At 25.8% G+C, this 23,274-nt stretch carries 22 protein-coding genes and 1 tRNA gene; 17 read left to right on the top strand and 6 right to left on the bottom strand.

What is annotated here, in order from left to right; translation table 11 throughout:
• Positions 1-4 precede the first annotated feature (4 nt).
• Positions 5-730: an ATP-binding protein gene (locus O212_RS0106205; protein ID WP_035279222.1), complete on the bottom strand. Its 726-nt coding sequence runs from the start codon at positions 728-730 to the stop codon at positions 5-7.
• A 632-nt stretch (positions 731-1,362) separates the two neighbouring features.
• Between O212_RS0106205 and O212_RS0106200 the strand changes: the two genes are divergently transcribed.
• Positions 1,363-2,712 (top strand): MATE family efflux transporter, encoded by a 1,350-nt coding sequence (locus O212_RS0106200; RefSeq protein WP_024614266.1) that lies wholly within the window; start codon positions 1,363-1,365, stop codon positions 2,710-2,712.
• Positions 2,713-2,747: 35 nt separating this feature from the next.
• Here the strand turns inward: O212_RS0106200 and O212_RS0106195 are convergent, their stop codons facing one another.
• Positions 2,748-3,530, bottom strand: a complete 783-nt coding sequence (locus tag O212_RS0106195; protein ID WP_024614265.1) for a hypothetical protein — start codon at positions 3,528-3,530, stop codon at positions 2,748-2,750.
• Positions 3,531-3,663: 133 nt separating this feature from the next.
• Complete coding sequence (locus O212_RS0106190; RefSeq protein WP_024614264.1) at positions 3,664-4,392, bottom strand: lysophospholipid acyltransferase family protein; 729 nt, start codon at positions 4,390-4,392, stop codon at positions 3,664-3,666.
• A 144-nt stretch (positions 4,393-4,536) separates the two neighbouring features.
• Here O212_RS0106190 and O212_RS17085 point away from each other — a divergent pair, with 144 nt between their 5' ends.
• From O212_RS17085 to O212_RS0106155, 8 genes are all read left to right on the top strand, one after another.
• A complete protein-coding gene (locus O212_RS17085) occupies positions 4,537-5,292 on the top strand; it encodes a staygreen family protein (protein ID WP_024614263.1) in 756 nt (251 codons plus the stop codon).
• Positions 5,293-5,332: 40 nt separating this feature from the next.
• Positions 5,333-5,830 carry an alpha/beta hydrolase gene (locus O212_RS0106180; protein ID WP_024614262.1) on the top strand — a complete coding sequence of 166 codons (498 nt, stop codon included), beginning with the start codon at positions 5,333-5,335 and terminating at the stop codon, positions 5,828-5,830.
• 136 nt (positions 5,831-5,966) lie between these two features.
• Positions 5,967-8,336: an HAD-IC family P-type ATPase gene (locus O212_RS0106175; protein WP_024614261.1), complete on the top strand. Its 2,370-nt coding sequence runs from the start codon at positions 5,967-5,969 to the stop codon at positions 8,334-8,336.
• Positions 8,337-8,430: 94 nt separating this feature from the next.
• Positions 8,431-8,505: transfer RNA gene (locus tag O212_RS0106170), tRNA-Arg, on the top strand.
• 325 nt (positions 8,506-8,830) lie between these two features.
• The gene (locus tag O212_RS0106165; protein ID WP_024614260.1) at positions 8,831-9,217 is read left to right on the top strand and encodes a YxeA family protein; all 387 of its coding nucleotides are present in this window, start codon (positions 8,831-8,833) and stop codon (positions 9,215-9,217) included.
• Positions 9,218-9,264: 47 nt separating this feature from the next.
• Complete coding sequence (locus O212_RS15950; RefSeq protein WP_278244692.1) at positions 9,265-9,825, top strand: peptidase dimerization domain-containing protein; 561 nt, start codon at positions 9,265-9,267, stop codon at positions 9,823-9,825.
• 44 nt (positions 9,826-9,869) lie between these two features.
• Positions 9,870-10,013 carry a hypothetical protein gene (locus O212_RS16650; RefSeq protein ID WP_160166405.1) on the top strand — a complete coding sequence of 48 codons (144 nt, stop codon included), beginning with the start codon at positions 9,870-9,872 and terminating at the stop codon, positions 10,011-10,013.
• A gap of 449 nt (positions 10,014-10,462) precedes the next feature.
• Positions 10,463-10,675: a hypothetical protein gene (locus O212_RS0106155; RefSeq protein ID WP_024614258.1), complete on the top strand. Its 213-nt coding sequence runs from the start codon at positions 10,463-10,465 to the stop codon at positions 10,673-10,675.
• An 86-nt stretch (positions 10,676-10,761) separates the two neighbouring features.
• Here O212_RS0106155 and O212_RS0106150 read toward each other — a convergent pair whose 3' ends face one another.
• Positions 10,762-11,802 carry a PTS sugar transporter subunit IIC gene (locus O212_RS0106150; RefSeq protein WP_024614257.1) on the bottom strand — a complete coding sequence of 347 codons (1,041 nt, stop codon included), beginning with the start codon at positions 11,800-11,802 and terminating at the stop codon, positions 10,762-10,764.
• A gap of 262 nt (positions 11,803-12,064) precedes the next feature.
• On the opposite strand from O212_RS0106150, the gene O212_RS0106145 reads away from it, so the two are divergent.
• The 8 genes from O212_RS0106145 to O212_RS0106110 all read left to right on the top strand — a co-directional run bounded on the left by O212_RS0106145 (position 12,065) and on the right by O212_RS0106110 (position 22,164).
• Positions 12,065-12,718, top strand: coding sequence for a thermonuclease family protein (locus O212_RS0106145; protein ID WP_024614256.1), 654 nt, complete (start codon positions 12,065-12,067; stop codon positions 12,716-12,718).
• A 126-nt stretch (positions 12,719-12,844) separates the two neighbouring features.
• Positions 12,845-13,888, top strand: coding sequence for a hypothetical protein (locus O212_RS0106140; protein ID WP_024614255.1), 1,044 nt, complete (start codon positions 12,845-12,847; stop codon positions 13,886-13,888).
• Between the two features lie 317 nt (positions 13,889-14,205).
• Positions 14,206-15,237, top strand: a complete 1,032-nt coding sequence (locus tag O212_RS0106135) for an ABC transporter substrate-binding protein (RefSeq protein ID WP_024614254.1) — start codon at positions 14,206-14,208, stop codon at positions 15,235-15,237.
• 86 nt (positions 15,238-15,323) lie between these two features.
• Positions 15,324-17,024, top strand: a complete 1,701-nt coding sequence (locus tag O212_RS0106130) for an iron ABC transporter permease (protein ID WP_024614253.1) — start codon at positions 15,324-15,326, stop codon at positions 17,022-17,024.
• A 22-nt stretch (positions 17,025-17,046) separates the two neighbouring features.
• Positions 17,047-18,120, top strand: a complete 1,074-nt coding sequence (locus O212_RS0106125) for an ABC transporter ATP-binding protein (protein WP_242829561.1) — start codon at positions 17,047-17,049, stop codon at positions 18,118-18,120.
• 78 nt (positions 18,121-18,198) lie between these two features.
• Positions 18,199-18,909, top strand: a complete 711-nt coding sequence (locus O212_RS0106120) for an MgtC/SapB family protein (RefSeq protein WP_024614251.1) — start codon at positions 18,199-18,201, stop codon at positions 18,907-18,909.
• A gap of 155 nt (positions 18,910-19,064) precedes the next feature.
• The gene (locus O212_RS0106115; RefSeq protein WP_160166404.1) at positions 19,065-20,756 is read left to right on the top strand and encodes a histidine kinase; all 1,692 of its coding nucleotides are present in this window, start codon (positions 19,065-19,067) and stop codon (positions 20,754-20,756) included.
• Positions 20,734-22,164: a response regulator gene (locus O212_RS0106110; RefSeq protein ID WP_024614249.1), complete on the top strand. Its 1,431-nt coding sequence runs from the start codon at positions 20,734-20,736 to the stop codon at positions 22,162-22,164. The genes O212_RS0106115 and O212_RS0106110 overlap by 23 nt, the downstream gene beginning before the upstream one ends.
• A gap of 90 nt (positions 22,165-22,254) precedes the next feature.
• Here O212_RS0106110 and O212_RS0106105 read toward each other — a convergent pair whose 3' ends face one another.
• Positions 22,255-22,680, bottom strand: coding sequence for a DUF3021 domain-containing protein (locus O212_RS0106105; protein ID WP_024614248.1), 426 nt, complete (start codon positions 22,678-22,680; stop codon positions 22,255-22,257).
• 1 nt (position 22,681) lies between these two features.
• A complete protein-coding gene (locus tag O212_RS0106100; RefSeq protein ID WP_024614247.1) occupies positions 22,682-23,131 on the bottom strand; it encodes a LytTR family DNA-binding domain-containing protein in 450 nt (149 codons plus the stop codon).
• Positions 23,132-23,274 lie beyond the last annotated feature (143 nt).

Here is a 23,274-nt window from a genome sequence, read left to right as displayed (position 1 = left end):
AAATTTACATCCTCCTAATTTCATTTTTATCCCATATAAATAATTGTTTGGAATTATTTAAAGCGCTAAATAAGCTTTTTTTAAATCCAGGGATATCTTTATTCATAGTTTTTATTAGATTTTTTAAATCTTCTCTTTTAGTTTTACCGTCAGCAGGACAAGGATTAGTTATAACTGGGTAATTGTAATCACGAACAGCTTTTTTAATCATAGATTCTTCTATATAAACCATAGGTCTTATAAGAGTAACTCCATATTTTTCCATAGTGCTTTTTGGTGAGAAACAGTTAACTCTTCCCTCATAGAAAATAGATAACATAAAAGTTTCAATAGCATCATCTTTATGATGTCCAAGAGCTATCTTGTTACATCCTAAGCGTCTTGCATTATCATTTAAAGCACCACGTCTTAAATTAGCACATAAAGAACAAGGATTTTTTTCTTTTCTTATATCAAATACAATTTCAGCTATATTAGTTTGTATTTCATGGAATTCAATATTTAAATTTTTGCAAAGCTCATGAAGAGGGGAATTATCAACATTACCAGGATTTAAAGTTATAGCTATTAAATCAAATTTTTCAGGTGAAAATCTTTGATAATTTTTTAATATATGTAATAAAGTTAAGCTATCTTTACCACCAGAAAGGCCTACGGCTATTTTATCTCCGTTTTGAATAAGATCAAAATCATTAATGGCTTGTCTAGTTTTGCTTAAAAGCTTTTGCATAGTCATAAAAACACCACCTTTTGATTAAAAAATATTAAAATAACTTCTATATTGTACAGCAATTAATAAAAAAAGTTAAGTATATAACCTAATTGAGCAATCAAATAAAACGGAGGGAGAGAGAAAAATAAATACAGGGAGACATATAAATAAAACAGAGGGAGAAAAAATGGTATTAAAGTGTAAAAATACGGTGAAAAACAGGGAAAAAAGAAAATAAAAATAAAGTAAATATTTTATAAAAATGTAATAAAATTCAATAATAAAAAATTTATTATTTTTATAAATTGATATTGACTTTCTTTAATCTTAATACAATAAAAATACATATATTAAATTAAAAGGAAAATATAATAAAAAATTACAATAGGTTAATAAAATATAAATAATTACGAAACAAAATATTAACTATTGACATATTTTATTTAATATTAGAAAATATTCAATGGCATCAATTCAAAATATTTATAGATTCTAAAAAGAGAGCAGATGGGCGGCTGGACTACCCGTAGGCTCTTTTTTAGTGTGTAAAAGGTTTAAAACCTATAGTTATTATAAGTTAATACAGCTAAAAAAGAAGATTTAAACATAATAAAAAGCAACTTTTTTAGCATATGGAAAGGGATGAATAAATGAAAGGAATACTAAAAGATAAGAAATTTATAAAGACAATGTTGATACTTGCATTGCCAATAACTTTTCAAAGTTTTATAACATCATCATTAAATCTAGTTGATAATCTTATGATAGGAAAACTTGGAGAGGATGCTATTGCAGCAGTAGGTCTTGCAAATCAATATTTCTTCATTTTTATGCTTGCATTAACAGGAATTAATGCAGGAGCGAGTGTATTTATGGCACAGTATTGGGGGAAGAAGGATTTAAAAAATATAAAGAGTGTATTAGGGCTTGATATATTAGTTGGTATTGGAGCAACAGTATTATTTGGATTAGGAGCTATATTTTTTTCAGAAAATATAATGAGTATATTATCAAATGATTCAAGTGTTATAAAATTTGGAGCTTCATATTTAAAAATAGTTTCTATAAGCTATATATTCACTAATTTAACTATGGCTTTTTCATCAGTGTTGAGAAGTACTCAGCAACCTAATATACCAATGTATGCTAGTTTAATTGGGGTTTTAAGTAATGCATTTTTAAATTGGTTATTTATATTTGGTAATTTAGGTATGCCAGAACTAGGTGTAAATGGTGCCGCTTTAGCTACAGTTTTAGCTAGAGGAATAGAGATGATATTTATAATATCAGTAGTTTATATTAAGAAAAATAAAGTAGCTTCTAGTTTTAAGGAACTTACAAATTTTAATAAGATGTTTGTTAAAAAATATTTTAATACAGCAACTCCGACAATATTAAATGAACTTGTTTGGTCTTTTGGGATGACTGCTTTTTCAATAGCTTATGCACAAATTGGTACAAGTGCAGTAGCTACTATGCAAATAGCAACTACATTAAATAATATGTTTATGGTTCTTTGTATTGGACTTGCAACTGCAGCATCTATTATGATTGGTAATAAAATTGGAGCAGATGAAGAAGATGTTGCACTTGATTATTCAAAGAAGATAGGAATAATTTCACCTATAATAGGATTAATTATAGGTCTCTCTATAGTATTTTTAGCACCACTTATAGTAGCGCCTTTTAATGTTACTGATAAAACATATATTGATACTCTTAGAGTTTTATATATAATGGCTGTATTTTGTCCTATAAGGTTTTTTAATATAGTTATGATAATTGGAATATTTAGAGGTGGTGGAGATACTAAATATTCAATGTTGGTACAAGCTGGTACTGTATGGGGATTTGCAGTTCCTATTGCATTTATAGGGGCAACAATTTTAAATTTACCTGTAACAGCAGTTTATTTCTTAATATGTTTAGAAGAAATAGTTAAGATAATATTTGAATTTATAAGATTAAAATCAGGAAAATGGGTAAAAGCAGTAGTATAAAAAAATAGTATCGACAATGTCGATACTATTTTTATTTAATTTTTGCTACATTTAAAGAATACTCCATCTTGTAAATATACTAAATATCCATTTTGAATATAAAGTTCATCAAAATCACTGTTTGGATTTGTTGAACTTGTAATATCTAAAGCTGTAATAGGACCTTCATTAAGTCCAGTTCCTTTTAAAGATTCCATTTTATAGCCTTTACAGAAATCTTTCTCAGATAGTTTTGTTATTAAATATTTTGGTTTATCAATTTCAACATTAAAGGCATTATTAACATATTTATTTTTAGAAATAACTAATGTTTTATTTAATGGACTTGTATTATTTGTTGAATATAAAGTATGACCAATTACTTTATCTATTGACCAAGTTCCGTAATATGGAGTCATTGCATCTTGAGTTGACTCATTATTTTTAGTTTTTTCTTTTACTCTGTTTTCAACTGTTTTATTATTACTTGGAGTATTTTTATGAGCCTGTTTAGTAGTTTCAGTTGAAGCTACTTTATTTGAATTTGAACTAGTATTTTTTGAATTATTATCTTTTTTAATTTTATCAGTAGATTCATTAGAACTATTATTTGATTTATTTGAATCTGTTGAAACTTTATCTTTATTTATTTCTTCTTTCTTTGAAGTTTTATCATTTGATTTATTTTCATCAACTACAGTTTGATTATTATTTTGTGATGCTTCTTGTGTTGTTTGAGTAGTTGTATTGTTTTGAGCTGATTGATTTGAATTAGTATCACAACCGGATACTATAAATATATTTCCTAAAATAAGTAGACCTATAACAATTTTTTTCATAAAAAGGCATACCTCCGTTTTAAAATTTATTAATATTTTCTAGTATAAATGAAAAATATGAAAAATATAACAAAAAAACTGTTAACAATATAAAAATGTTAAAAAAGAAGATGGAGTATTAAGTCCATCCTCTTTATTGTTGCTCTTTTGGTAAATCAGATACTACTATATTTCTTACTGTAGTATGTAATTCACTTATTTCTTCCTTTGATAGCTTAGTTGTATCAATAGGCTTATGAATATATATTTCCACTGTAGAAGGCTTTATTTTGCCTCCGTTTGCTTCTAAAAGTTTATATGATCCATTAATAGTAAATGGAACTATTTTAACTTTTGATTTTAGTGCCAACTTAAAGCTACCTGCTTTAAACTCTGCTACAGCTTTACCCTTACTTCTAGTTCCCTCTGGGAATATTACCATTGAATATCCTGATTTTAAGGTTTGTATACCTTGAACTATTGCCTCAGCAGATTTTCTCATATTACTTCTGTCCATAAATACACATCGTATATATCTCATCCACATACTGATGCCTGGCCATTTTTCTAACTCTTTCTTTGCTATAAATCCTTTAGGAACTTTAATGCTACTCATTATAAGAGGTATATCAAAGTTACTTTGATGATTTCCAACAAATAAAACAGCTTCATCTTTAGGAATATTTTCTTCTCCAAAAACTTTAACCTTTGCACCACTAAGCCACATAACATATCTTGCCCAAGAAGAAGTTATTTTAAATATAGCTTCAGTTCTTTCTTTATCTTTTCCTTTATGCTCTAAATATTTTACTTTAATTAAAGCTAAAGGAGCGATAATTAGGCTAAGTATTATTCCAGGATAGAAAAGTATTGTTCTTAGCATAATACCAATCCTCTCTTGAATTTTAAATTTTAATAAGAAATAAATCCCATAAAAGAAGTATAGTATAATTTCTAGGAATTTTAAAGAACTAAAGATTTTTTTAGTACATATACTTAAAATATAAATAATAAAATAGGAGAATTTATGAGCGTTCTTAATAAAGATAAATTGAATGTTAATTATATGGAGAATATAGATAAAGATAAACCTATAATACCAAGGTTGTATACATTAACTCATTCCGACATAACAGGTGAGTTATATTTAGATATAGGTATAAAATTTGCTTATAATAAAATAACTGCATTAAGAGATGAAGTACTTGGAGAATGGACTAAAATAGGAAATAGATATGTTTTGAAGGTGGATTTACATATAGATCCGCCTATAGATGGTCAAGATCCTAGTGTAAGGGATATGATTTTTAGAAGAGAGCTTAAGTTAGCATTAGAGGCTATTGTATATGGAGATAATGAATTCTTTTATAAAAACAAGGAGCTTTTAGATTCTCCAATAATAGTTTATTTTAATTCCAAAATAGAAAAATTTAATAAAATAGAATGTTATGGGGTAATAAAGGATTATATGGATAGAAATTTAAAAGAAGATGATGAAAATAGTATATGTAAGGAATACAGTGATAATAAAGATAATATTATAATAACTCTTTTGCTTCCTTATATTGAAAGAGCTATGTATTATGAGAAAAAAGTAAAGGAAAAATATTATAAAGATAATATAAAAATAATAAAGATAGAAGAAATAAATGATGATAGTAAAGTCAAAAATTATAATGTAAAGGTTAGACTATTTAGGGATCACAATAAAGAATCACAATATGAAATAACATTTTTAATTAAAACAAGTAGAATAGAAATAAAAAAAGTAGAGAGATTATAAAATTTTGGGCAATAATATAAATAAGATAGGAGAGATAAGTATGACTAGATTAAAACCCGTTCTTATAAGTATTATTGTCCTTTTATTTTTAGGGACATCTATATATTCAAAAATAAATTATTCACAGGTTGATAGAGAATATGTAGAAAATCTTGTGGATAAAAGATTTGTATCTGTTAATAACTTTGATAATGGAGTAATTTTAACTCCTAAAGATAGAGAAGGTATTATAGGATATATATTTTATCCTAAGAATGATGAGGATGTTAATTCTTACATACCAATTATGAGTAAACTTTCAGAAAGAGGTTTTAATGTTTATATAGTAGAAAGTCCTTTGCATAAGAATTTTAACACAAACAAAATAGGAAATAAAATAATAAATTCAAATAATGGCATTAAAAGATGGATAATATCTGGTGAATCAGAAGGTGAAATTTCTGCTAAAAAGTTTTATATTAAACTTAAGGAAAGAAATGACTTAGATATAAAATTCCATAAGTATTATAAGTTGGAGAAAAACTTAAAAGAACTTTAATAGTAGTTGAAAAATTAAGGTATTAGTAGGATTTAAGGATAAATTTATTATATATTCTTAAAAATTTAAGATTAAATTAAGATTAGTAAATTAAACTAATACATATAAAATCACAACTTAATAAAGGAGTTATATAATGGAATGTAAGATGGTTGAAGATAAATTTGAGTATGAAGGTATACAAGGTCTAACTGACAAAGAAGTACAGAAGAGGTTTTTAAGTGGAGATGTAAATAAACTACCTAAGGCTCCATCAAAAACATTTTTACAGATTTTAAGATCAAACTTTTTTACTATGTTTAATGCTTTAAACTTAGTTCTTGCTGTAGCAGTAATAATAGCAGGTTCACCTAAGAACGCAATATTTGCTGGGGTTATAGTTGTAAATAGCTTAATTGGTGTAATACAAGAAGTTAAGGCAAAAAATATAATTGAAAAGTTATCTGTTATAAGTGAAGCAAACTGTATGGCTGTTAGAAATGGAAAACTTAAAAAAATAGGAATAGAAGAAATAGTAAAAGACGACATTATATATATAAAAACTGGAGATCAAATACTTGCAGATGGTATTTTATATGAAGGTAATGAGTTAGAAGTTGATGAATCAATGCTTACTGGTGAGTCAGATCCAATACATAAAAGACAAGAAAGTAAACTTTTATCAGGAAGTTTTGTTGTTGCAGGTGATGGGTATATGAAAGTAACTAAAGTTGGAGCAAATACATATTCATCAAAACTTGCAGATGAGGCTAGAAAGTTTAAAATAACAAATTCAGAACTTCAAAATTCATTAAATAAAATACTTAAAGTGCTTTTAATACTAATAGTTCCAATTGGTATATTGCTTGCAACAACTCAACTTATATTTATAAAGTCTAGTTGGCAAGATGCTGTTATAGGTACTGTATCAGGTATTATAGGAATGGTTCCTGAAGGATTAGTGCTTTTAACAAGTGCAACATTTATAGTTGCTATAATAAAGCTTTCTCAGTATGATACATTAGTTCAAGAGCTTTCAGCAACAGAAGTTCTTGCGAGAGTTGATGTATTATGTGTAGATAAAACAGGTACAATTACTGAAGGCGCTTTAAGGCTTATAGATGTAAAAAATGTATCAAAGCATGATAATAAATATATAGATGATATTTTAGCAGCTATTTCACACAATCTTCCAAGCAAAAATCCAACTCAACAAGCTATATTGGATAAATATAAAGAAGATTCAAATATTGAAATAGTAGAAAAGGTACCTTTCTCATCAAAGAGAAAATGGGGAGGTATAGTTACAAAAGATAAAGGAACTTGGGTATTTGGAGCTCCTGAAATTGTTATGGGAGACAAATATGAAAATGTTAAAAAGCAAGTAGAAGATGAAGCTAAAAAAGGAAGAAGAGTATTAATTTTAGCAGAATCAAATCTTGAAACATTAAAGCATGAAAATTTAACAGATATAAATGAAGCCGCTATAGTTTTAATTGAAGATATAATAAGAGAAGATGCACCAGAAACTTTAAAATTCTTTAAAGAAGAAGGTGTAAAAGTAAAAGTTATATCAGGAGATAATCCTGTTACAGTATCTGCAGTAGCTAAGAGAGCTGGTGTAGAAGGCGCAGAAAATTACATAGATGCAAGAGAATTACCAGATAATATGGAAGATCTTAAAAATGAAGTTGAAAAATATAGTGTGTTTGGAAGAGTTACACCTCATCAAAAGAAAGCTTTAGTAATTGCACTTCAAGAAAATGAACATACTGTAGCTATGACAGGTGATGGAGTTAACGATGTATTAGCACTTAAAGAAGCAGATTGCGGAATTGCAATGGCAAATGGTTCAGATGCAGCAAAAGCTGTATCACAATTAGTTCTTATGAAGTCAAACTTTAGTGCACTTCCAAAGGTTGTTGCTGAAGGAAGACAACAAATAAATAACTTAGAGAGAGTTGCACAATTATTTTTAACAAAAACAACTTACTCAATAATTTTAGCTGTTGTATTCTCAGTATTACTTTTACCATTTCCAATACAACCAATACAGCTTTCACTTATAGGAAGTTGTGCAATAGGTATACCAGCATTATTCTTAGCTATGCTTCCTAATAAAGAAAGAGTTAAAAAAGGTTTCTTAGGAAGAATATTAACTGCTAGTATTCCAAACGGAGTGCTTATAGCAATATTTGTATCAGCAACATTTGTAATATCATATAATCATTTTGGTGCATCATTAGAGCTTGCAAGAACGCTTGCAGTACTTATGCTTGCAGGAGTGAGTCTTGTAATATTATTTAAGGTTGCACTTCCTATAACACCATTTAAAGTTGGACTTGTGACTTTAATGATGGGAATAATACTTCTTGGATTTATTACTCCAATAGGAAGAGAGATATTTACACTTACTAAGATACCACCAATGGAATGGTTAATATCAGCAGGCGCAATTGCGTTATCAGTACCTATACTTGCAACTGTTGTAACAGTATTAAGAACAAAGAAAAATGTTGAACAATAAATTAAAAGATGGCTTTAAGTCATCTTTTTGTTTGTAAAAATATTACTATTTAAATTGACATATTTATATTACTATAATAAAATTTAAATAGTAAGCTCCCATAGTTTAATGGATAGAACAATCCCCTCCTAAGGGATAGATACAGGTTCGATTCCTGTTGGGAGTGCCACATATGTTTAGAGGATGGCTTAAACCTTGAGGTTTAAGCCATTTTATTTTGTTCAAAAACGTATAAAAAAGGTGACTAAAAGTTTTTTGAGTAAATTTAGTCTCCTTTTAGCTAAATAAATTATCTAATAATTCAGCAGTATTATCTTTGATTGTTTTTTTATATTTTAGCTATATATTTATCATTTTTTATAAGAATAAATTTTAAATTAAATAATGTAATTAATTTATTTAAGACATTTTATATATAATCTTTATTCTAATTTAATATTTAGCATTTATTATATAAATAAATATTAAATGCTAAATATATGGGGGAAATACTTATGAGAAAAGTAGGAATAACGGTTTTTATATTAATATCAGTTATATTTTCAATAACTGGATGTTCAATTAAATTTAGGGAGATAGGTACTGAGAAATATTATGTAAAAATAGTTGGAAATGGTGAAAGAAAAGAAACATATAGATTAGAAGATAATAAAAATGTAATTGATCATTATTATGAATATAACAATGTGCCAGCATATAATAATGATGGACAAAAAATATTGGTCAATATATCTACATTAGGAGATAAAGAATTAAAAAAAGATGTATATTTAAAAGTAAGTGTAAAAGAACCTTCTATTGAAAATACAAATGAAATACAAGGATTTGAGGAAGTAGATATATCAAAAATCCCAGAAAAAGCTAAAAATGAATTGAAATAAATTAAATATTTAAGTTTAAAAATTTTTGGTATTAATATAAATATTAAATTAATGTTAGAAAAAGAGCAAATGCAAATAAATTAATGGGAAGATTGTTATTTGAATTAAACAAACAACTTGATATAAATATAATTTCAATTAATGGAGGAGAAAAGTATAATTCTATACCAAACTTTTGCTGTTCTATAATTAGTTCTAACGAGAGTGAAATAAATAATATCAAAAAAATATGTTTACACATAGAGAAAATATTTAGGGATGAATATAAGTATGAAGGGTTATTTATTAATATAAATCAAAATGTTGAGGAAAATAAAGAAAAACAATTTACGCAAGAAATAACAAATAAGGTAATAGATTTCCTAGTTTTAATACCAGATGGAATTCAAACAATGAGCGAAGATATTAATGGATTAGTTGAAAGTAGTTTAAATTTGGGAATAATTAAAACAGAAAGCAATAAAATAATTTTTAAAATTGATTTAAGGAGTTCATTGAAAAGTAAGTTATATGAAATTATAAATAAGATTGATATAATGGGCAAAGCTTTTGGATTTGAAATTAAAAAAATGGAGAATATCCAGAGTGGCCATATAATTCTGAATTAAAAATAAAAGATTTAAGTATAGAAATATATATAAAATTATTTAATATGGAGCCTACAGTAACAGCATTGCATGCTGGATTAGAATGTGGAATATTTAAAGAAAAATTATCAAGTGATATTGAAATAATAAGTTTTGGACCTAACATATTTAATGTTCATACGATTAATGAGCATATGGATATAGAATAGGTAGAAAGAATGTACATATTTTTAATAGAACTATTGAAAAATATTTTTTAGTACTATATTTAATCATATTTGGATAAATGGATTAAGTAGTAGTAATGAAAAAGAAAAATATCAAAATTAATAATATTACTTTTAAATTAGTATGTTTAATAAAAGATATAAAATATATTTATCAAAATGATAAAATTTAAATAAAAAATTATATATTAATTAAAAATTAATTAATAAAAAAAGAAATTTATTAAACTTAAATTAAATAAACGATTAACTGGTTGAATTTGTAAATATATAATATATACTTATAGTAAACTATGTTTACTAAAAAGCATTTAAAATTCTATATTATAGCCAATTATTAAAAGTCTGATGTTATTTATGTGTATGATTTTTAATAAATACTTAATTTTAAAAATGCTCTATATAAAAATGGTATAAAGGAGAGGTTTTTTATGAGTAAAGTATTAGAAAATAAGTCATTAGAAAATAGGTCAGTAGGTTTTTCTATAGTTGATATTGTATCTGAATTTCTTATAGTTTTAGGTCTTGGATTTATATTTATATATTCATGGTTTGGTTTTATTAATTTGGAAATGCTAATGGTGATATATGGTTGTTTATTTTTAGGATGTCTTATTAAATTAATAAGTTTTCTTTATAAATAAACGTATTTTTAAAAATTAAAATGTATTTTTAGGGTATTAAATAAAAAAGGATGATAATATTATCATCCTTTTTAGTTTTAAATGTTTTAAGCTAATTCTTCAGGTTCTAAAGAATTTTTTCTAATTTCATCAGCTGTATGAATTTTATAATTTTTAAACAGTAAATATCCTAAATAACCACTAAATATACTTATAATTACACAAAATAAAGATGTTAATAATACCTTAAAAGCAGGGTTATATGCAAACATTACTGCAAATCCAGCAATTGGAGTAGCTGTACCTGGAGACATATTAGTAAGTCCCATTAAAACAATTATAATACCACATAGAGAACCTCCTATAAAATTTGTTATGTAAATAGGAATTGGATTTGCTGAAATTAAATCAGCTTGAGTTAATGGTTCTATAGCAACTGATATTGTATCTTTTTTACTTCCAAATTTCATCTTTTTAAATAAAATAAAATTTAAAAATGATGATCCAAAAACTGATAATGCACCTATTGCCATTGGAGCACCTGTAAGTCCAAGCATAGCTGTAAGTGCCATTGAACTAAGTGGTGCAGTTGCTACTACTGTAATTATTCCTCCAAGAATTATTCCCATTACTATTGGATTAGAATTAGCAGAAGCTATTAATACTTGTCCAATGTTTAATAATGTTGAATTAACTAAAGGTGTAGTTAATTCACCTATAAGTCTAGTAAGTGGTGCTGCAAATATAATTATAATAATTAAATCTAAGCCACCAGGCAATTTCTTTTCAAGAAATTTGACTACAAATGACATTAAATATCCTGCAATAAATCCTGGTAATATACCTAAACTTGAACATGATAAACCTATTAATACTGAGTATATAGGTGAAACACCAAGTGCTAGTGGTACAAGGATAGCAGCAGCAACTCCACCTAAACTGCCATTTGAATCTCCAACCTTTTTTAAAAATTCAATATTTAATATACTACCGAAAAAAGCTGAGTGAAATGCCTCAACTAAAAAGCTTGCGCATGCAGCACCAGCCAATGCACCCATTGCTTTCATTCCATAGGGGGCTTTGTAACTAAATAATGTAAATAAACCTAAAACTAATAATAAAAGTCCTGTTCCAATTAAAACTTGCATTATTTTTTCCTCCTTAGTATTTTTTTGATTTTTTTAAAATGATTAAAATAAGTATACAATATTATTTAATATTTAGCATTAATTTTATAAAATTTACTTAATTTAAGGTAATATTTTAATAAAGTAATATTATTCTATTTAATGTAAAGGTATTATATATTTGAAAATTAAAAATGATTAAATATATTTTTAATTTTTATAAATTAAATTGATTTATAATAATTATGTAGTTTAAAAAAATATTATAAAGGAGTAGAAACTAATGATGAATAATAGATTTAAACGAATTATAGGAACTTTATTAGTAATAGTTTCTATATTTAGTACAATCATATTAAATGGGTGTAGTGTAAAGGATAAAACAAATAATAACACTGTATCGCAAAAGGCTGCTTATGATTCAAATTCCAGTTCAAATGGATATAATTTAAAGCAATATAAAAATCAACCTCCAAATACAAAGGAGGCAACAGTTGAAAGGGTAGTTGATGGAGATACTATAGTTGTAAAAGAACATAATAAAGAGATTAAGGTTAGATTTCTTTTAGTTGATACCCCAGAAACTTGTAAGCCTAATACACCTGTCCAACCATTTGGTGAAAAGGCAAAGCAATTTACAAAAGATGCTTTAAAAAAGGGAGCAAAAATTTATATAGAATATGGAAAATCAAAATCAGATAAATATGGAAGACGTTTAGGATTTATTTATTATAATAATAATGGTAAATGGGAAATGCTCAATGAAGCATTAGTAGCGAATGGTCTTGCAAGAGTTGGATATATATATGAGGATAAAGAACACTTAAATGAATTAAAAGAAGCTCAAGATTATGCAAAGGAAAATAAGTTAAATATTTGGTCAAAGGCTGGATATGTAACTGATAGGGGCTACAATCCTAAGGTATTTAATAAATAAATATTGATTTAATAATTAAAGGACTTACTTGTTGGTAAGTCTTTTTTATTATATTTAATATAGAAAAATGTAGAATAATGGTATAATTGCTTGGTAATTATATTATAAAAATTAGGGGGAAATTTTTTGAAAAGAAAACACAAAGGATTAATTACATCAATAATATTAATAGTAGTAGCATCAAGTTTATTATTTGGATGTAATAGTAAAGAAATTAAGAAAAACATGGAAAGTGGTGTAAATAACTTAAACTGTAGACATTACAAAGAGGCATTAGAAAATTTTAATAATGTTTTAAAATTAGATAAAGAAAATAAAGAAGCTGAAAGTTTAAAAGCTATAATAAATAACTATGAAGAAGCGAAAAAGAATTTTGAAGAAAATAATTTAAGTAAGGCTAATGAACTTATAGGAGAGATATCATCAAAATATAATAATTATAAAATTAAAGATGATATTGAAAAGTTAAAAGATGAAATAAAAATAAAAGAAGATAATATAAAAAATATAAATAATAATTTGAATTTAATTAGTAATTTATTAGACAATAATAAATTATATGAAGTAAAAGATAAGATAAATAATATAAAAATGCAAGATGCTACAAAAGAACAAAAAGAAAAGCTAGATAAATTAAAAATTACTTTTAATAAAAAGATTGAAGAAGAAAAAAAGAAATTAGAAGAACAAAAGAAGAAGGAAGAAAAATTAAAACAGGAAGAGAAAAAGGCTAAAGAAGAAAAGGCAAAAAATAATAATATAGTAAATTCAAATGAAAATAGAAAAAAAATAGATTCTATTAATACGGAAAAAAACTCAACTAGTAATATACATTATGTAAATAAGGAATTAGGAATACAAATGGAATTACCAGGAGATTGGAAAGGTCATTATGAAGTATATGAATATAATGAAGGAAAATTAAAAGGGGTAAACTTTGAATTTGTAAGTGATGGGAAAAATACAAGACAACCATTATATTGTATAGCTAGACGCTTAAAAAATAATACTCTTGATTCAATTAGATATAAAACTATAAATGGAGTAGATTACGCTATGGGATATGCTCCAGTTATGTTTTTAGATACAAGTAATGGCAAAGCTTATAATGAATTTAAAAAATTATATAAAGAAGCAGATTTAATTTATAGTACAATAAGAGGTTTATAAAATTAGAATATATTAAAAAAGGCTTAACTAAAAAGTTAAGCCTTTTTACTTATTTGATTTCCAAGTTTTTAAGTTTTTATTTACTTCATTAATATATCTTGTTGAAAAGATTTATAAAAAATTAAGAGATTTTTGTGTGTTTAGTATTTTTAAAAAATTAACTTAAAAAAACTATAATAAATATAATTTATAGGTTAATAATCTCTTAGATGTAATAAATTTTTACTTTTTAAGTAATTAAAACTTACCTTTTTTATATCAATCAAAATGAATACGTTAACATAAAAGTAGATGAAATATTTAGGAGGTAAATAATAATGAAAAAGAAAAGTTTAATTGCATTAACTCTTTCAGCGGTAATGAGCTTAAGTTTATTTGTAGGATGCGGCTCAGGTAAAAATGAGGAAAAGGCATCAAATGAAAGTTTAACAATTTACTGTGGACTTATGGAAGATCACATGGTAAAGGCTGTTGAAGAATTTAAGAAGGAAACTGGAATTGATGCACAAGCAGTAAGAATGTCATCTGGTGAAATACTTGGAAGAATAAGAGCGGAAAAAGATAACCCTAAAGCTTCAGTTTGGTTTGGAGGTCCAGCAGACGCATTTGTTCAAGCTGGAGATGAAGGATTATTAGAAGCTTATAATTCACCAGAAGCAAAAGAAATACCAGAAAAATATAAAGATCCAAAAGGATTATGGACTGGAATTTATGTTGGGTATTTAGGATTTGCTTCAAACTCTAAATTATTAAAAGAAAAGGGAATAAAAGCTCCAAAGAGTTGGGAAGATTTAATAAAACCAGAATTTAAAGGACAAGTTTCTATGGCTAATCCAGGTTCATCAGGAACAGCATATACAATGCTTGCTACAATTGTTCAACTTATGGGAGAGAAAAAAGGAATGGAATATATGGCTAAATTAAATAAAAATATTAAGTCATATGAAAAATCAGGAACTGCTCCAGCTAGAATGGCAGGACAAGGAGAAGTAATGGTTGGTATATCATTTTTACATGATGCAATTAAGTATAGAGAAGAAGGTATGAAAGATTTAGTTTTAACAGCACCTAGTGAAGGTACTGGATATGAAGTTGGTGCAGTTGGTATATTAAAGGGTGCTCCAAATCAAGAGGGAGCTAAAAAGTTTGTAGATTTTGTTTTATCTAAAAAAGGTGAAGAAATTGGACAAAGTGTTGGTTCATATCAATTCTTAACTAATCCAGCTGCAAATACTCCAAGTCAAGCAGCAGAAATAAAAGATACTAAACTTATAAATTACAATTTAGAATGGGCAGGTAGCAATAGAAGTAAGCTAGTAGAAGAGTGGAACAAAGCAATTAAAAAATAATTTTTAAGGGACACATGCTAGATAAAACTAGTATGTTGTCCTATTTAAATTTACTTAATTTTATACTCTGAAAGGAGAAAATAATCATGTCAATATGTACTAGAAAGTTAAAATTAAAACATGAATTAAGAGATATGAAAAAAATTTGGAGGGATCCAATACTGTTAACTACAATAATATTTCTTATAATTTCATTATCAATATTTATATTATATCCTTTATATTCAGTTTTAAAGGTAAGTTTTATAGATGCAGGTAGAGAGTTTTCTTTTGCATCATATAAACAGGTTTTAAATGATTTGGATTTTAGAACTACATTTTGGAATACTATAAAGCTTGGGGTTACTGTTGGGGTATTATCAACTGTAATTGGATTTATTTTTGCATATGCAGATGCATATATAAGATCACATTTTAAAAAATTATTTAAATTGGTGTCAATATTACCAATAATATCACCGCCTTTTGTATTGGCTTTATCTGCAATTATGCTATTTGGTCAATTTGGACTTATAACTAGACAATTATTTGGAATGACAAATGCTAATATTTATGGATTTAAAGGAATTGTTATGGTTCAAACAATGACATTTTTCCCAATAGCATATTTGTTATTAATCGGATTACTTAAAAAGATTGATCCAGCTTTAGAAGAAGCTTCAAGAAGCATGGGGGCATCAAGATGGGTAACTTTTAAAACAGTAACATTACCTCTTATGTTACCTGGAATTGCAAATGCATTTTTATTAACATTTATTGAAGTAGTAGCAGACTTCTCAAATCCTATGGTTATTGGAGGAAGTTTCTCAACACTTGCAACTAAGATATATATGCAAGCTATAGGAAATTATGATATGAGTGGTGGAGCTGCAGTTGCAGTTATACTTTTAGTTCTTTCAATACTTTTATTTGTATTAGAAAAGTTTTGGATTGAAAGAAAATCATATGTAACAGTAACAGGTAAGGCAGCAAAAGAAAGAATAGTAATTGAAGATTCTCATATAGTATGGCCAATAGATATATTTTGTTTATTAGTTACTATATTTGTATTATCATTTTATATTTTAATACCTTTAGGTGGTTTCTTTAAAGTAATGGGAGTAGATTACTCATTAACTTTAGAACATTTTAAATATGTTTTTGATTTAGGTTTTGAATCAGTTAAAGATACTGCAATATTATCACTTTGGGCAACGCCTATAACAGGAATAATAGGAATGGTTATAGCATTCTTAGTTGCAAGAAAAAGATTTATAGGAAGAGGATATATTGAATTTGTATCACTTTTAGCAATGGCAGTACCAGGAACAGTATTAGGACTTGGATACATAAATGCATTTAATACAAAGCCATTACTTTTGACTGGAACAGGTTTAATTATAGTAATTGCTTTTATAGTTAGAAGTTTACCTGTAGGAATAAGAGCTGGAATAACTTCTCTTGGACAAATAGATCCAGCTATAGAAGAAGCAGCACAAGATTTAGGAGCTAATTCTCAAAAGGTATTTACATCTGTGACACTTCCTCTTATTAAATCAGCATTTTTTAGTGGATTAGTATATACATTTGTAAGAAGTATGACAGCTGTAAGTGCAGTAGTATTCTTAGTTACACCTAAGTATCAATTATTAACAGCATCAATACTTTCACAAGTTGATACAGGAAGATTTGGTGTTGCATCAGCATATTCAACAATATTAATAGTAATAGTTTATATAGCTATAGCACTTATGTATCTTGGATTAAGTAAAATGGGTGTAAGTAAATCAAGCGATAGCGTTATATAGAAAATAAGGAGATGTAGTAATTATGGAAAGAAGCAAAGGTGTAAATATAAAAAATTTAACTAAAATATATTTAAGTCATAATAAAAATTCAGAATTTAAGGCTGTTGACAATATATCAGTAGATATAAAAGCAGGAGAGTTTGTAACTCTTTTAGGCCCATCAGGTTGTGGAAAAACAACTACACTAAGAATGGTTGCTGGATTTGAGATACCAACTTCTGGAGAAATTTATCTTGGAGGAGATTTAATAAATGATTTAACTCCAGATAAAAGAGATACAGCTATGGTGTTCCAAAGTTATGCGCTTTTTCCACATTTAAATATATTTGATAATATTGCATATGGATTAAAACTTAAAAAAATGAATAAAGAAGAAATCAATAAGAAAGTAAATAACATAATAGATCTTGTTGGACTTAAAGGAATGGAAAATAGAAGTCCAAATCAGCTTTCAGGAGGTCAACAACAAAGAGTTGCACTTGCAAGGGCATTAGTTATGGAACCTGGAGTCTTGCTTTTTGATGAACCTTTATCAAATTTAGATGCAAAGCTTAGAGTTTATATGAGAACTGAAATAAGAAAGATTCAAAAGAAAACAGGAATAACTGCTATATATGTAACTCATGATCAGTCAGAAGCTATGAGTCTTTCAGATAGAATTATAATTATGAAAGATGGAATTATAGAACAAGTTGGAACTCCAGAAGAAATATATGGGAAGCCAAGCAATAAGTTTGTTGCACAATTTATAGGAAATGTAAACTTTATAAAATCAAAAATTGAAAAAATAGAAGATGGAAAGGCTATTGTCCAAGTTGGTAATGATAAATTTAAACTTAATTATAGTGGAGATAAAAAGGTTTCTGATGAAGTCAGTATAGTTTTAAGACCAGAGGCAATAGATATTGGAAGAGAAGGAATACTTAAAGGTAAAGTTATATCTTCAACATTTATGGGATCATATCAAGATTATATAGTAGAAGTTGATGGTGAAAATATATGTATAGAAGTAACTAATCCTAAAGAAAAAGAAAGTTTTGAAGAAGGAGATATAGTTAAACTTAACTTTAATCCAGAAGTTCTTCATATTGTTTAAAATTAGTTTTTCCTTTTACTTAACCTTAAATATTATATAGAAATAGAGTATATATAATGTGGGGAGAGGAGGAAAAGAATGTCTATAAGTGATATTTTAATTAGATTATTTTTAGCTGTTTTAATAGGTGGAGCTATAGGATATGAAAGAGAATTTAAAAATAGGCCTGCTGGCTTTAGGACACATATATTAGTTTGTGTAGGAGCTACTGTAGTTTCATTAATACAATCTCATATGGCTGAAACAGCAATGAATAATATATTATTACATCCTGAACTAAGTAATGTTATAAAGGTTGATTATGCAAGGCTAGGAGCTCAAGTAATAACTGGAGTTGGATTTTTAGGTGCAGGAACTATATTACATGATAGAGGTTCTATAAAGGGTCTTACAACTGCTGCATCAATTTGGGTAGTTGCATGTGTAGGACTAGCTATAGGTATGGGATATTATGTAATAGCGATACTTTCAGGAGTATGTATAGTATTAGTGCTTGGAGCATTAAAAAAGTTCCAAAATAAATTTATAATTCAACCAAATCTTGTAAAACTTCAAGTTTCATATGATGATAAAAAAGAAGCGTTAGAATATATAGACGATTACTTAATGAGAAAAGGAATAAAAATAAAAAATATAGAGTTTTACATTAAAGATAATGATGAAGAAAATGATTATATTGATAGTTGTTTATATACAATTGAAATTCCAAGGAGTATAAAAATAAGTAATTTAATAAGTAGACTATCTAGAAGTAATACTATTTTTAGTATTGAGATAATAGAAGATTAAAGATGTTATAAAGTTAATTTGTAACATCTTTTTTGTATAGCAAAATATAAAATTTAAAAGAAATAATAGTTGTTTTATACATTCACAATATTAATAATATGTAAATTAAGTTTATAAAAAAGTAAAAATTACAATTTTCTATGTATAATCAAATTATGGTTAAACGTTATCAAACATTTAAAGATAGAATTACAATTGCATTTATAATAGTTGCTATATGCCCATTTTTAATATTCGGGATTTATAATTTGATTTATACATATAATTCAACAAAAGAAGAAGTTGAAAAATTTACTTTATCAAGTATTAAAAATAGTTCTGAAAATATAACAAATTCAATGACTGGATTCAGTAATATGGTAGATTTTATAGCTTCTAATAAAGAAATAATAGATATAGTTAAAAAGTGTAATAAAGGAAATGAAGAAGAAGGATTTAAAGATACACAGAAACTATATAATATAACATCAACTTTAATTTCAACAATGCCAATGAAGATGCCTATACATATTATAGATAAAAATAAAATTAGTAGATATTCTTCAACTAGTTACTATAAGCCTATATATAAAGATGTTTATTTTGATTTTTATAAGGTTTTAGACGATGAGGAAAATAGAGTTCATCAAAAAATTTATAGGAAATTTGATAGTGAATTAGATCAAGATGTAGTTTTAGTTTTGGGTAAGGCTATAGTTGATAATGACAAAAAAATAATAGGATACATAGTTATTGAAATTTTAGAAAAATATTTTAATCAATATATTGATGATGTAACATTTTTTAAAGATAGCAATGTATATGTTACGGATATTAATAACAAGATAATCGTGGATAGAAATCATATAGAGAATGTAGGAAAGAATTTAAATAAAGTCGTTAATAAAAAAGATATAATTTATTATTCAAGTAAAAATAGAAAAAAATTTAATGTTATATCTACTATCCCTAAAAAAGATTTATATTATGAATTATTAAATAATATAAAAGTATTTTTTATTTTAATAATAATAGTAATTATATTAGGAATTATAGTTATTTATAATCTTAGTAGAAAAATTTCAGACCCAGTACATGAAATGAGTGAGGTTATTAAAAAGATTGAATCTGGAAATCGTAATATAAAGGTTAAATATAGTGGTAATGATGAAATTGGAGAGCTTTGTAATAAATTTAATTCAATGATACAAGAAATAAATAGACTTATAGAAGAGGACTATAATAAAAAAATATTAATAAATCAAGCTAAATTTAATGCGCTAAAAGCTCAAATTAATCCTCATTTTTTATACAATGCACTAGGAACTATTAATTGGATGGTTAAATTAGATGAAAAAGATAAAGTTATAAAGATGATAAATGCTTTATCAAGACTTTTTAGATATTTATGTAGAAATGGGGAGGAAGAAGTTCTTATAGGGGAGGAACTTAAAGCTATAGATAATTATTTATATATACAGAAGATTAGGTATGAAGATAGACTTAATATTGAGTATTTAATTAATGAAGAAATTAAAAAATATAAAATGGTAAGATTGACACTTCAGCCAATAGTAGAAAATGCTATAGTTCACGGACTTTCTAATAAATCAGGAAAATGGAAATTGATTATTAATGGGGAAATAGAAGGAAAAGATATAGTATTTAAAATTAAAGATAATGGTGTTGGACTTGGAAATAGTAAACATACTGGGGAAGGTGTAGGTATTGATAATGTAGATACTAGAATAAAAATACAGTATGGAGAAAAATATGGTATAAGTTATGAAAAAGAGGGAGAGTTAACTGTATTTGTTATAAAAATACCGTTAAGGGAGGCAGCGAATGAAGAAAGTTCTTTTAGTTGATGATGAAATATATTCATTAAGGGGAATGGAATCTTTTATTCCTTGGAAGGAGATAGGATGTATTGTTTGTGGATCAACAACAGAATCTAAAGAAGCTATAGATATTGCCATGAGGGAAAAGCCAGATATTATTATTACTGATATAAATATGCCTTGTATAGATGGGCTTGAATTATTAGACATACTAAAGGATAAGTTACCAAAATCTCAAGGAATAGTAATAACTGGATATGATGATTTTAAATATGCAGTAAAAGCTATAAAATTAAATGTTATAGATTTTATTCTTAAGCCATTAGATGAAGAAGAATTAATTTGTGCTATAAAGAAATCTATAAATAATCTTGAAATATTTAATAATGTTGTTAAAGCAGATAGAAAATTACTTGATATTGTTAGAGGTGAAACTGATTTAAATGATATATATCATTATTTTAAAAATGATTTTGTATCAATGATATTTATAGATATTGATAAAAGAGATGATGATGAAATACAAAATTTAATAGATACTATATATAGCAATTTAAAAATAAACAATAAATATTATATATTAAAACCACATAATTATAGAATTGTATTAGTTATAGAAGGAAAAATAAATACAATTGAATATTTATTGGATATTATACCAAAAGAGAAGGTATCTATTGCAATAACTAAACAATATAAATTAAGCAATATAATTAATTGTTATATTGAAGGCAAAAATTTAATGGAAGAAACTTTTTGTTTAGGATATGGAAATATAATTACAGGAAGTAAAGTTAACATTGAAGTATCAGAAAAAGAAATAAGAGATAAATTAGATAAAGTTTATATAGCATTAGGTAGTAAGAGTAATTTGATTATAATGACGAGTATTGAAGAGTTATTTAAATTTTTAAAGAACAATAAAATTGATAAAGAGATATGTATAAGTATAACTTTTGATATTTTATTAAAATTAAGAGGAAGTATTGATAATTTTAAAAATAAAGAAAAAAATATTGAAATTAAAGAAATAGGGTTAACAATAGATTATTTAAAAGATATTGTATTAATAGAAGTAGAAAAATATATTGAATTTAAGAAGGAAGCTGATTGGATTAGGGAAGATGGAAGTATTGATAAATCTATAGATATTATAAAGAATAATTATATGAATAATTTAAAGTTAAAGGATGTGGCTAAACAATTATATTTAAATGAATCATATTTGAGCAGAAGATTTAAAAGTACTGTTGGAGTAGGATTTAATGAATATCTTACTAAAATAAGAATGGAAAAGGCTATAGAATTTTTAAAAGAAGGTAAAACAATAAAAGAAGTATCAAAGGAAGTAGGATATATAGATTATAGGAGTTTTTCTCTAAATTTTAAAAAATATACAGGGTTTAGTCCAAGAGAGTATATAAAAGAAAGTTAGTTTTAAAAGTGAAAACAATATTATGGAATAGTTAAAAATTTATATATAAGGCTGTATCATTAATTATTAATTGATACAGCCATTTTATTTTTATTTATCTGGTTTCCAAGCCTTTAAGCTTTCATTTACTTCATTAACATATTTTGTGTACTTGGCTCTGTAAAAAAGCCAAAATCCTAGTATAACTAATATATAAACTATTATAAAAGATATAATGCCAAATAATGTTCGCGGCATCCAACCTAAGTACCAGGCAAGAGGTAAAAATGGTAATAATAGAGTCCATTGAATTAATGTTTGTTTTAATAAACTCCACTTTTCAATTGTATAAGTTATTGATGTTCCATAACAGTAAGCTCCAATAAGCGCTGAAATTATATTACCATAAAGTATTGATTCCCAATTTACTGAAAATTTAAAAGAAACTATTGATATAGTAAAGAAAACTTGTCCTATAAAAACTCCAATAGGTATGCCTTTTAAAAGTAATTTCAAATATTTTATTAAAAGTTTCATTTTAATAACCTCCCATTTTTATAAAATCTTTTACTTTTTGCGTATATCTTCTTGATATAGATTCTTGCTTTCCATTAATTAGATTTACTATTAAATATCCATTAAAAGATAATTCTATATTTTTAATTTTAGTTACATTAACAATAGAAAACTTTGAAATTCTAACAAAAGAGGTATCTTTCAATAGTTCTTCTATTTCATAAAGCTTCATTTTTATTTCAAAGCTATTCTCTAAAGTATCAGCTAATACCTTTTGAGAAGATGTGTAAAAAATTAAAATATCTTTTGGATTTAAAATATAAATTTTTTCGTTTTTATTTCCTATAATATTTTTTTGTTGCTGTAACTTTAATTTTTTCAAAATACTTGTTACTTCATTTGTAATTTTAGGTGTTTTAACTACTACTTCTAGGTCTTTATAACTTTCATTTACATCTATATTTATCTTCATAAAGCCTCTCCTTATTTATTGATTATAGGAATATTATAGTATTAATAACTATTTATACATAGAGAAATAGATTAAGTGGTATGTATGTAGAAGTAAGAGGTATAAAAAAATGTATAAAGCACATATTAGAAAGATAAATAATA

It is taken from the genome of Clostridium sp. Ade.TY (assembly GCF_000498355.1).
Classification (GTDB): domain Bacteria; phylum Bacillota; class Clostridia; order Clostridiales; family Clostridiaceae; genus Clostridium.
Note: the sequence above shows the minus strand (reverse complement) of the source record. Positions and strands in the feature narration are given on the sequence as shown.

Bases quoted from the DNA above. Each gene is read 5' to 3' on its own strand.
- O212_RS0106205 (WP_035279222.1), bottom strand. From the start codon at position 730: ATGCAAAAGCTTTTAAGCAAAACTAGACAAGCCATTAATGATTTTGAT.
- O212_RS0106200 (WP_024614266.1), top strand. From the start codon at position 1,363: ATGAAAGGAATACTAAAAGATAAGAAATTTATAAAGACAATGTTGATA.
- O212_RS0106195 (WP_024614265.1), bottom strand. From the start codon at position 3,530: ATGAAAAAAATTGTTATAGGTCTACTTATTTTAGGAAATATATTTATA.
- O212_RS0106190 (WP_024614264.1), bottom strand. From the start codon at position 4,392: ATGCTAAGAACAATACTTTTCTATCCTGGAATAATACTTAGCCTAATT.
- O212_RS17085 (WP_024614263.1), top strand. From the start codon at position 4,537: ATGAGCGTTCTTAATAAAGATAAATTGAATGTTAATTATATGGAGAAT.
- O212_RS0106180 (WP_024614262.1), top strand. From the start codon at position 5,333: ATGACTAGATTAAAACCCGTTCTTATAAGTATTATTGTCCTTTTATTT.
- O212_RS0106175 (WP_024614261.1), top strand. From the start codon at position 5,967: ATGGAATGTAAGATGGTTGAAGATAAATTTGAGTATGAAGGTATACAA.
- O212_RS0106165 (WP_024614260.1), top strand. From the start codon at position 8,831: ATGAGAAAAGTAGGAATAACGGTTTTTATATTAATATCAGTTATATTT.
- O212_RS16650 (WP_160166405.1), top strand. From the start codon at position 9,870: ATGGAGCCTACAGTAACAGCATTGCATGCTGGATTAGAATGTGGAATA.
- O212_RS0106155 (WP_024614258.1), top strand. From the start codon at position 10,463: ATGAGTAAAGTATTAGAAAATAAGTCATTAGAAAATAGGTCAGTAGGT.
- O212_RS0106150 (WP_024614257.1), bottom strand. From the start codon at position 11,802: ATGCAAGTTTTAATTGGAACAGGACTTTTATTATTAGTTTTAGGTTTA.
- O212_RS0106145 (WP_024614256.1), top strand. From the start codon at position 12,065: ATGATGAATAATAGATTTAAACGAATTATAGGAACTTTATTAGTAATA.
- O212_RS0106135 (WP_024614254.1), top strand. From the start codon at position 14,206: ATGAAAAAGAAAAGTTTAATTGCATTAACTCTTTCAGCGGTAATGAGC.
- O212_RS0106130 (WP_024614253.1), top strand. From the start codon at position 15,324: ATGTCAATATGTACTAGAAAGTTAAAATTAAAACATGAATTAAGAGAT.
- O212_RS0106125 (WP_242829561.1), top strand. From the start codon at position 17,047: ATGGAAAGAAGCAAAGGTGTAAATATAAAAAATTTAACTAAAATATAT.
- O212_RS0106120 (WP_024614251.1), top strand. From the start codon at position 18,199: ATGTCTATAAGTGATATTTTAATTAGATTATTTTTAGCTGTTTTAATA.
- O212_RS0106115 (WP_160166404.1), top strand. From the start codon at position 19,065: ATGGTTAAACGTTATCAAACATTTAAAGATAGAATTACAATTGCATTT.
- O212_RS0106110 (WP_024614249.1), top strand. From the start codon at position 20,734: ATGAAGAAAGTTCTTTTAGTTGATGATGAAATATATTCATTAAGGGGA.
- O212_RS0106105 (WP_024614248.1), bottom strand. From the start codon at position 22,680: ATGAAACTTTTAATAAAATATTTGAAATTACTTTTAAAAGGCATACCT.
- O212_RS0106100 (WP_024614247.1), bottom strand. From the start codon at position 23,131: ATGAAGATAAATATAGATGTAAATGAAAGTTATAAAGACCTAGAAGTA.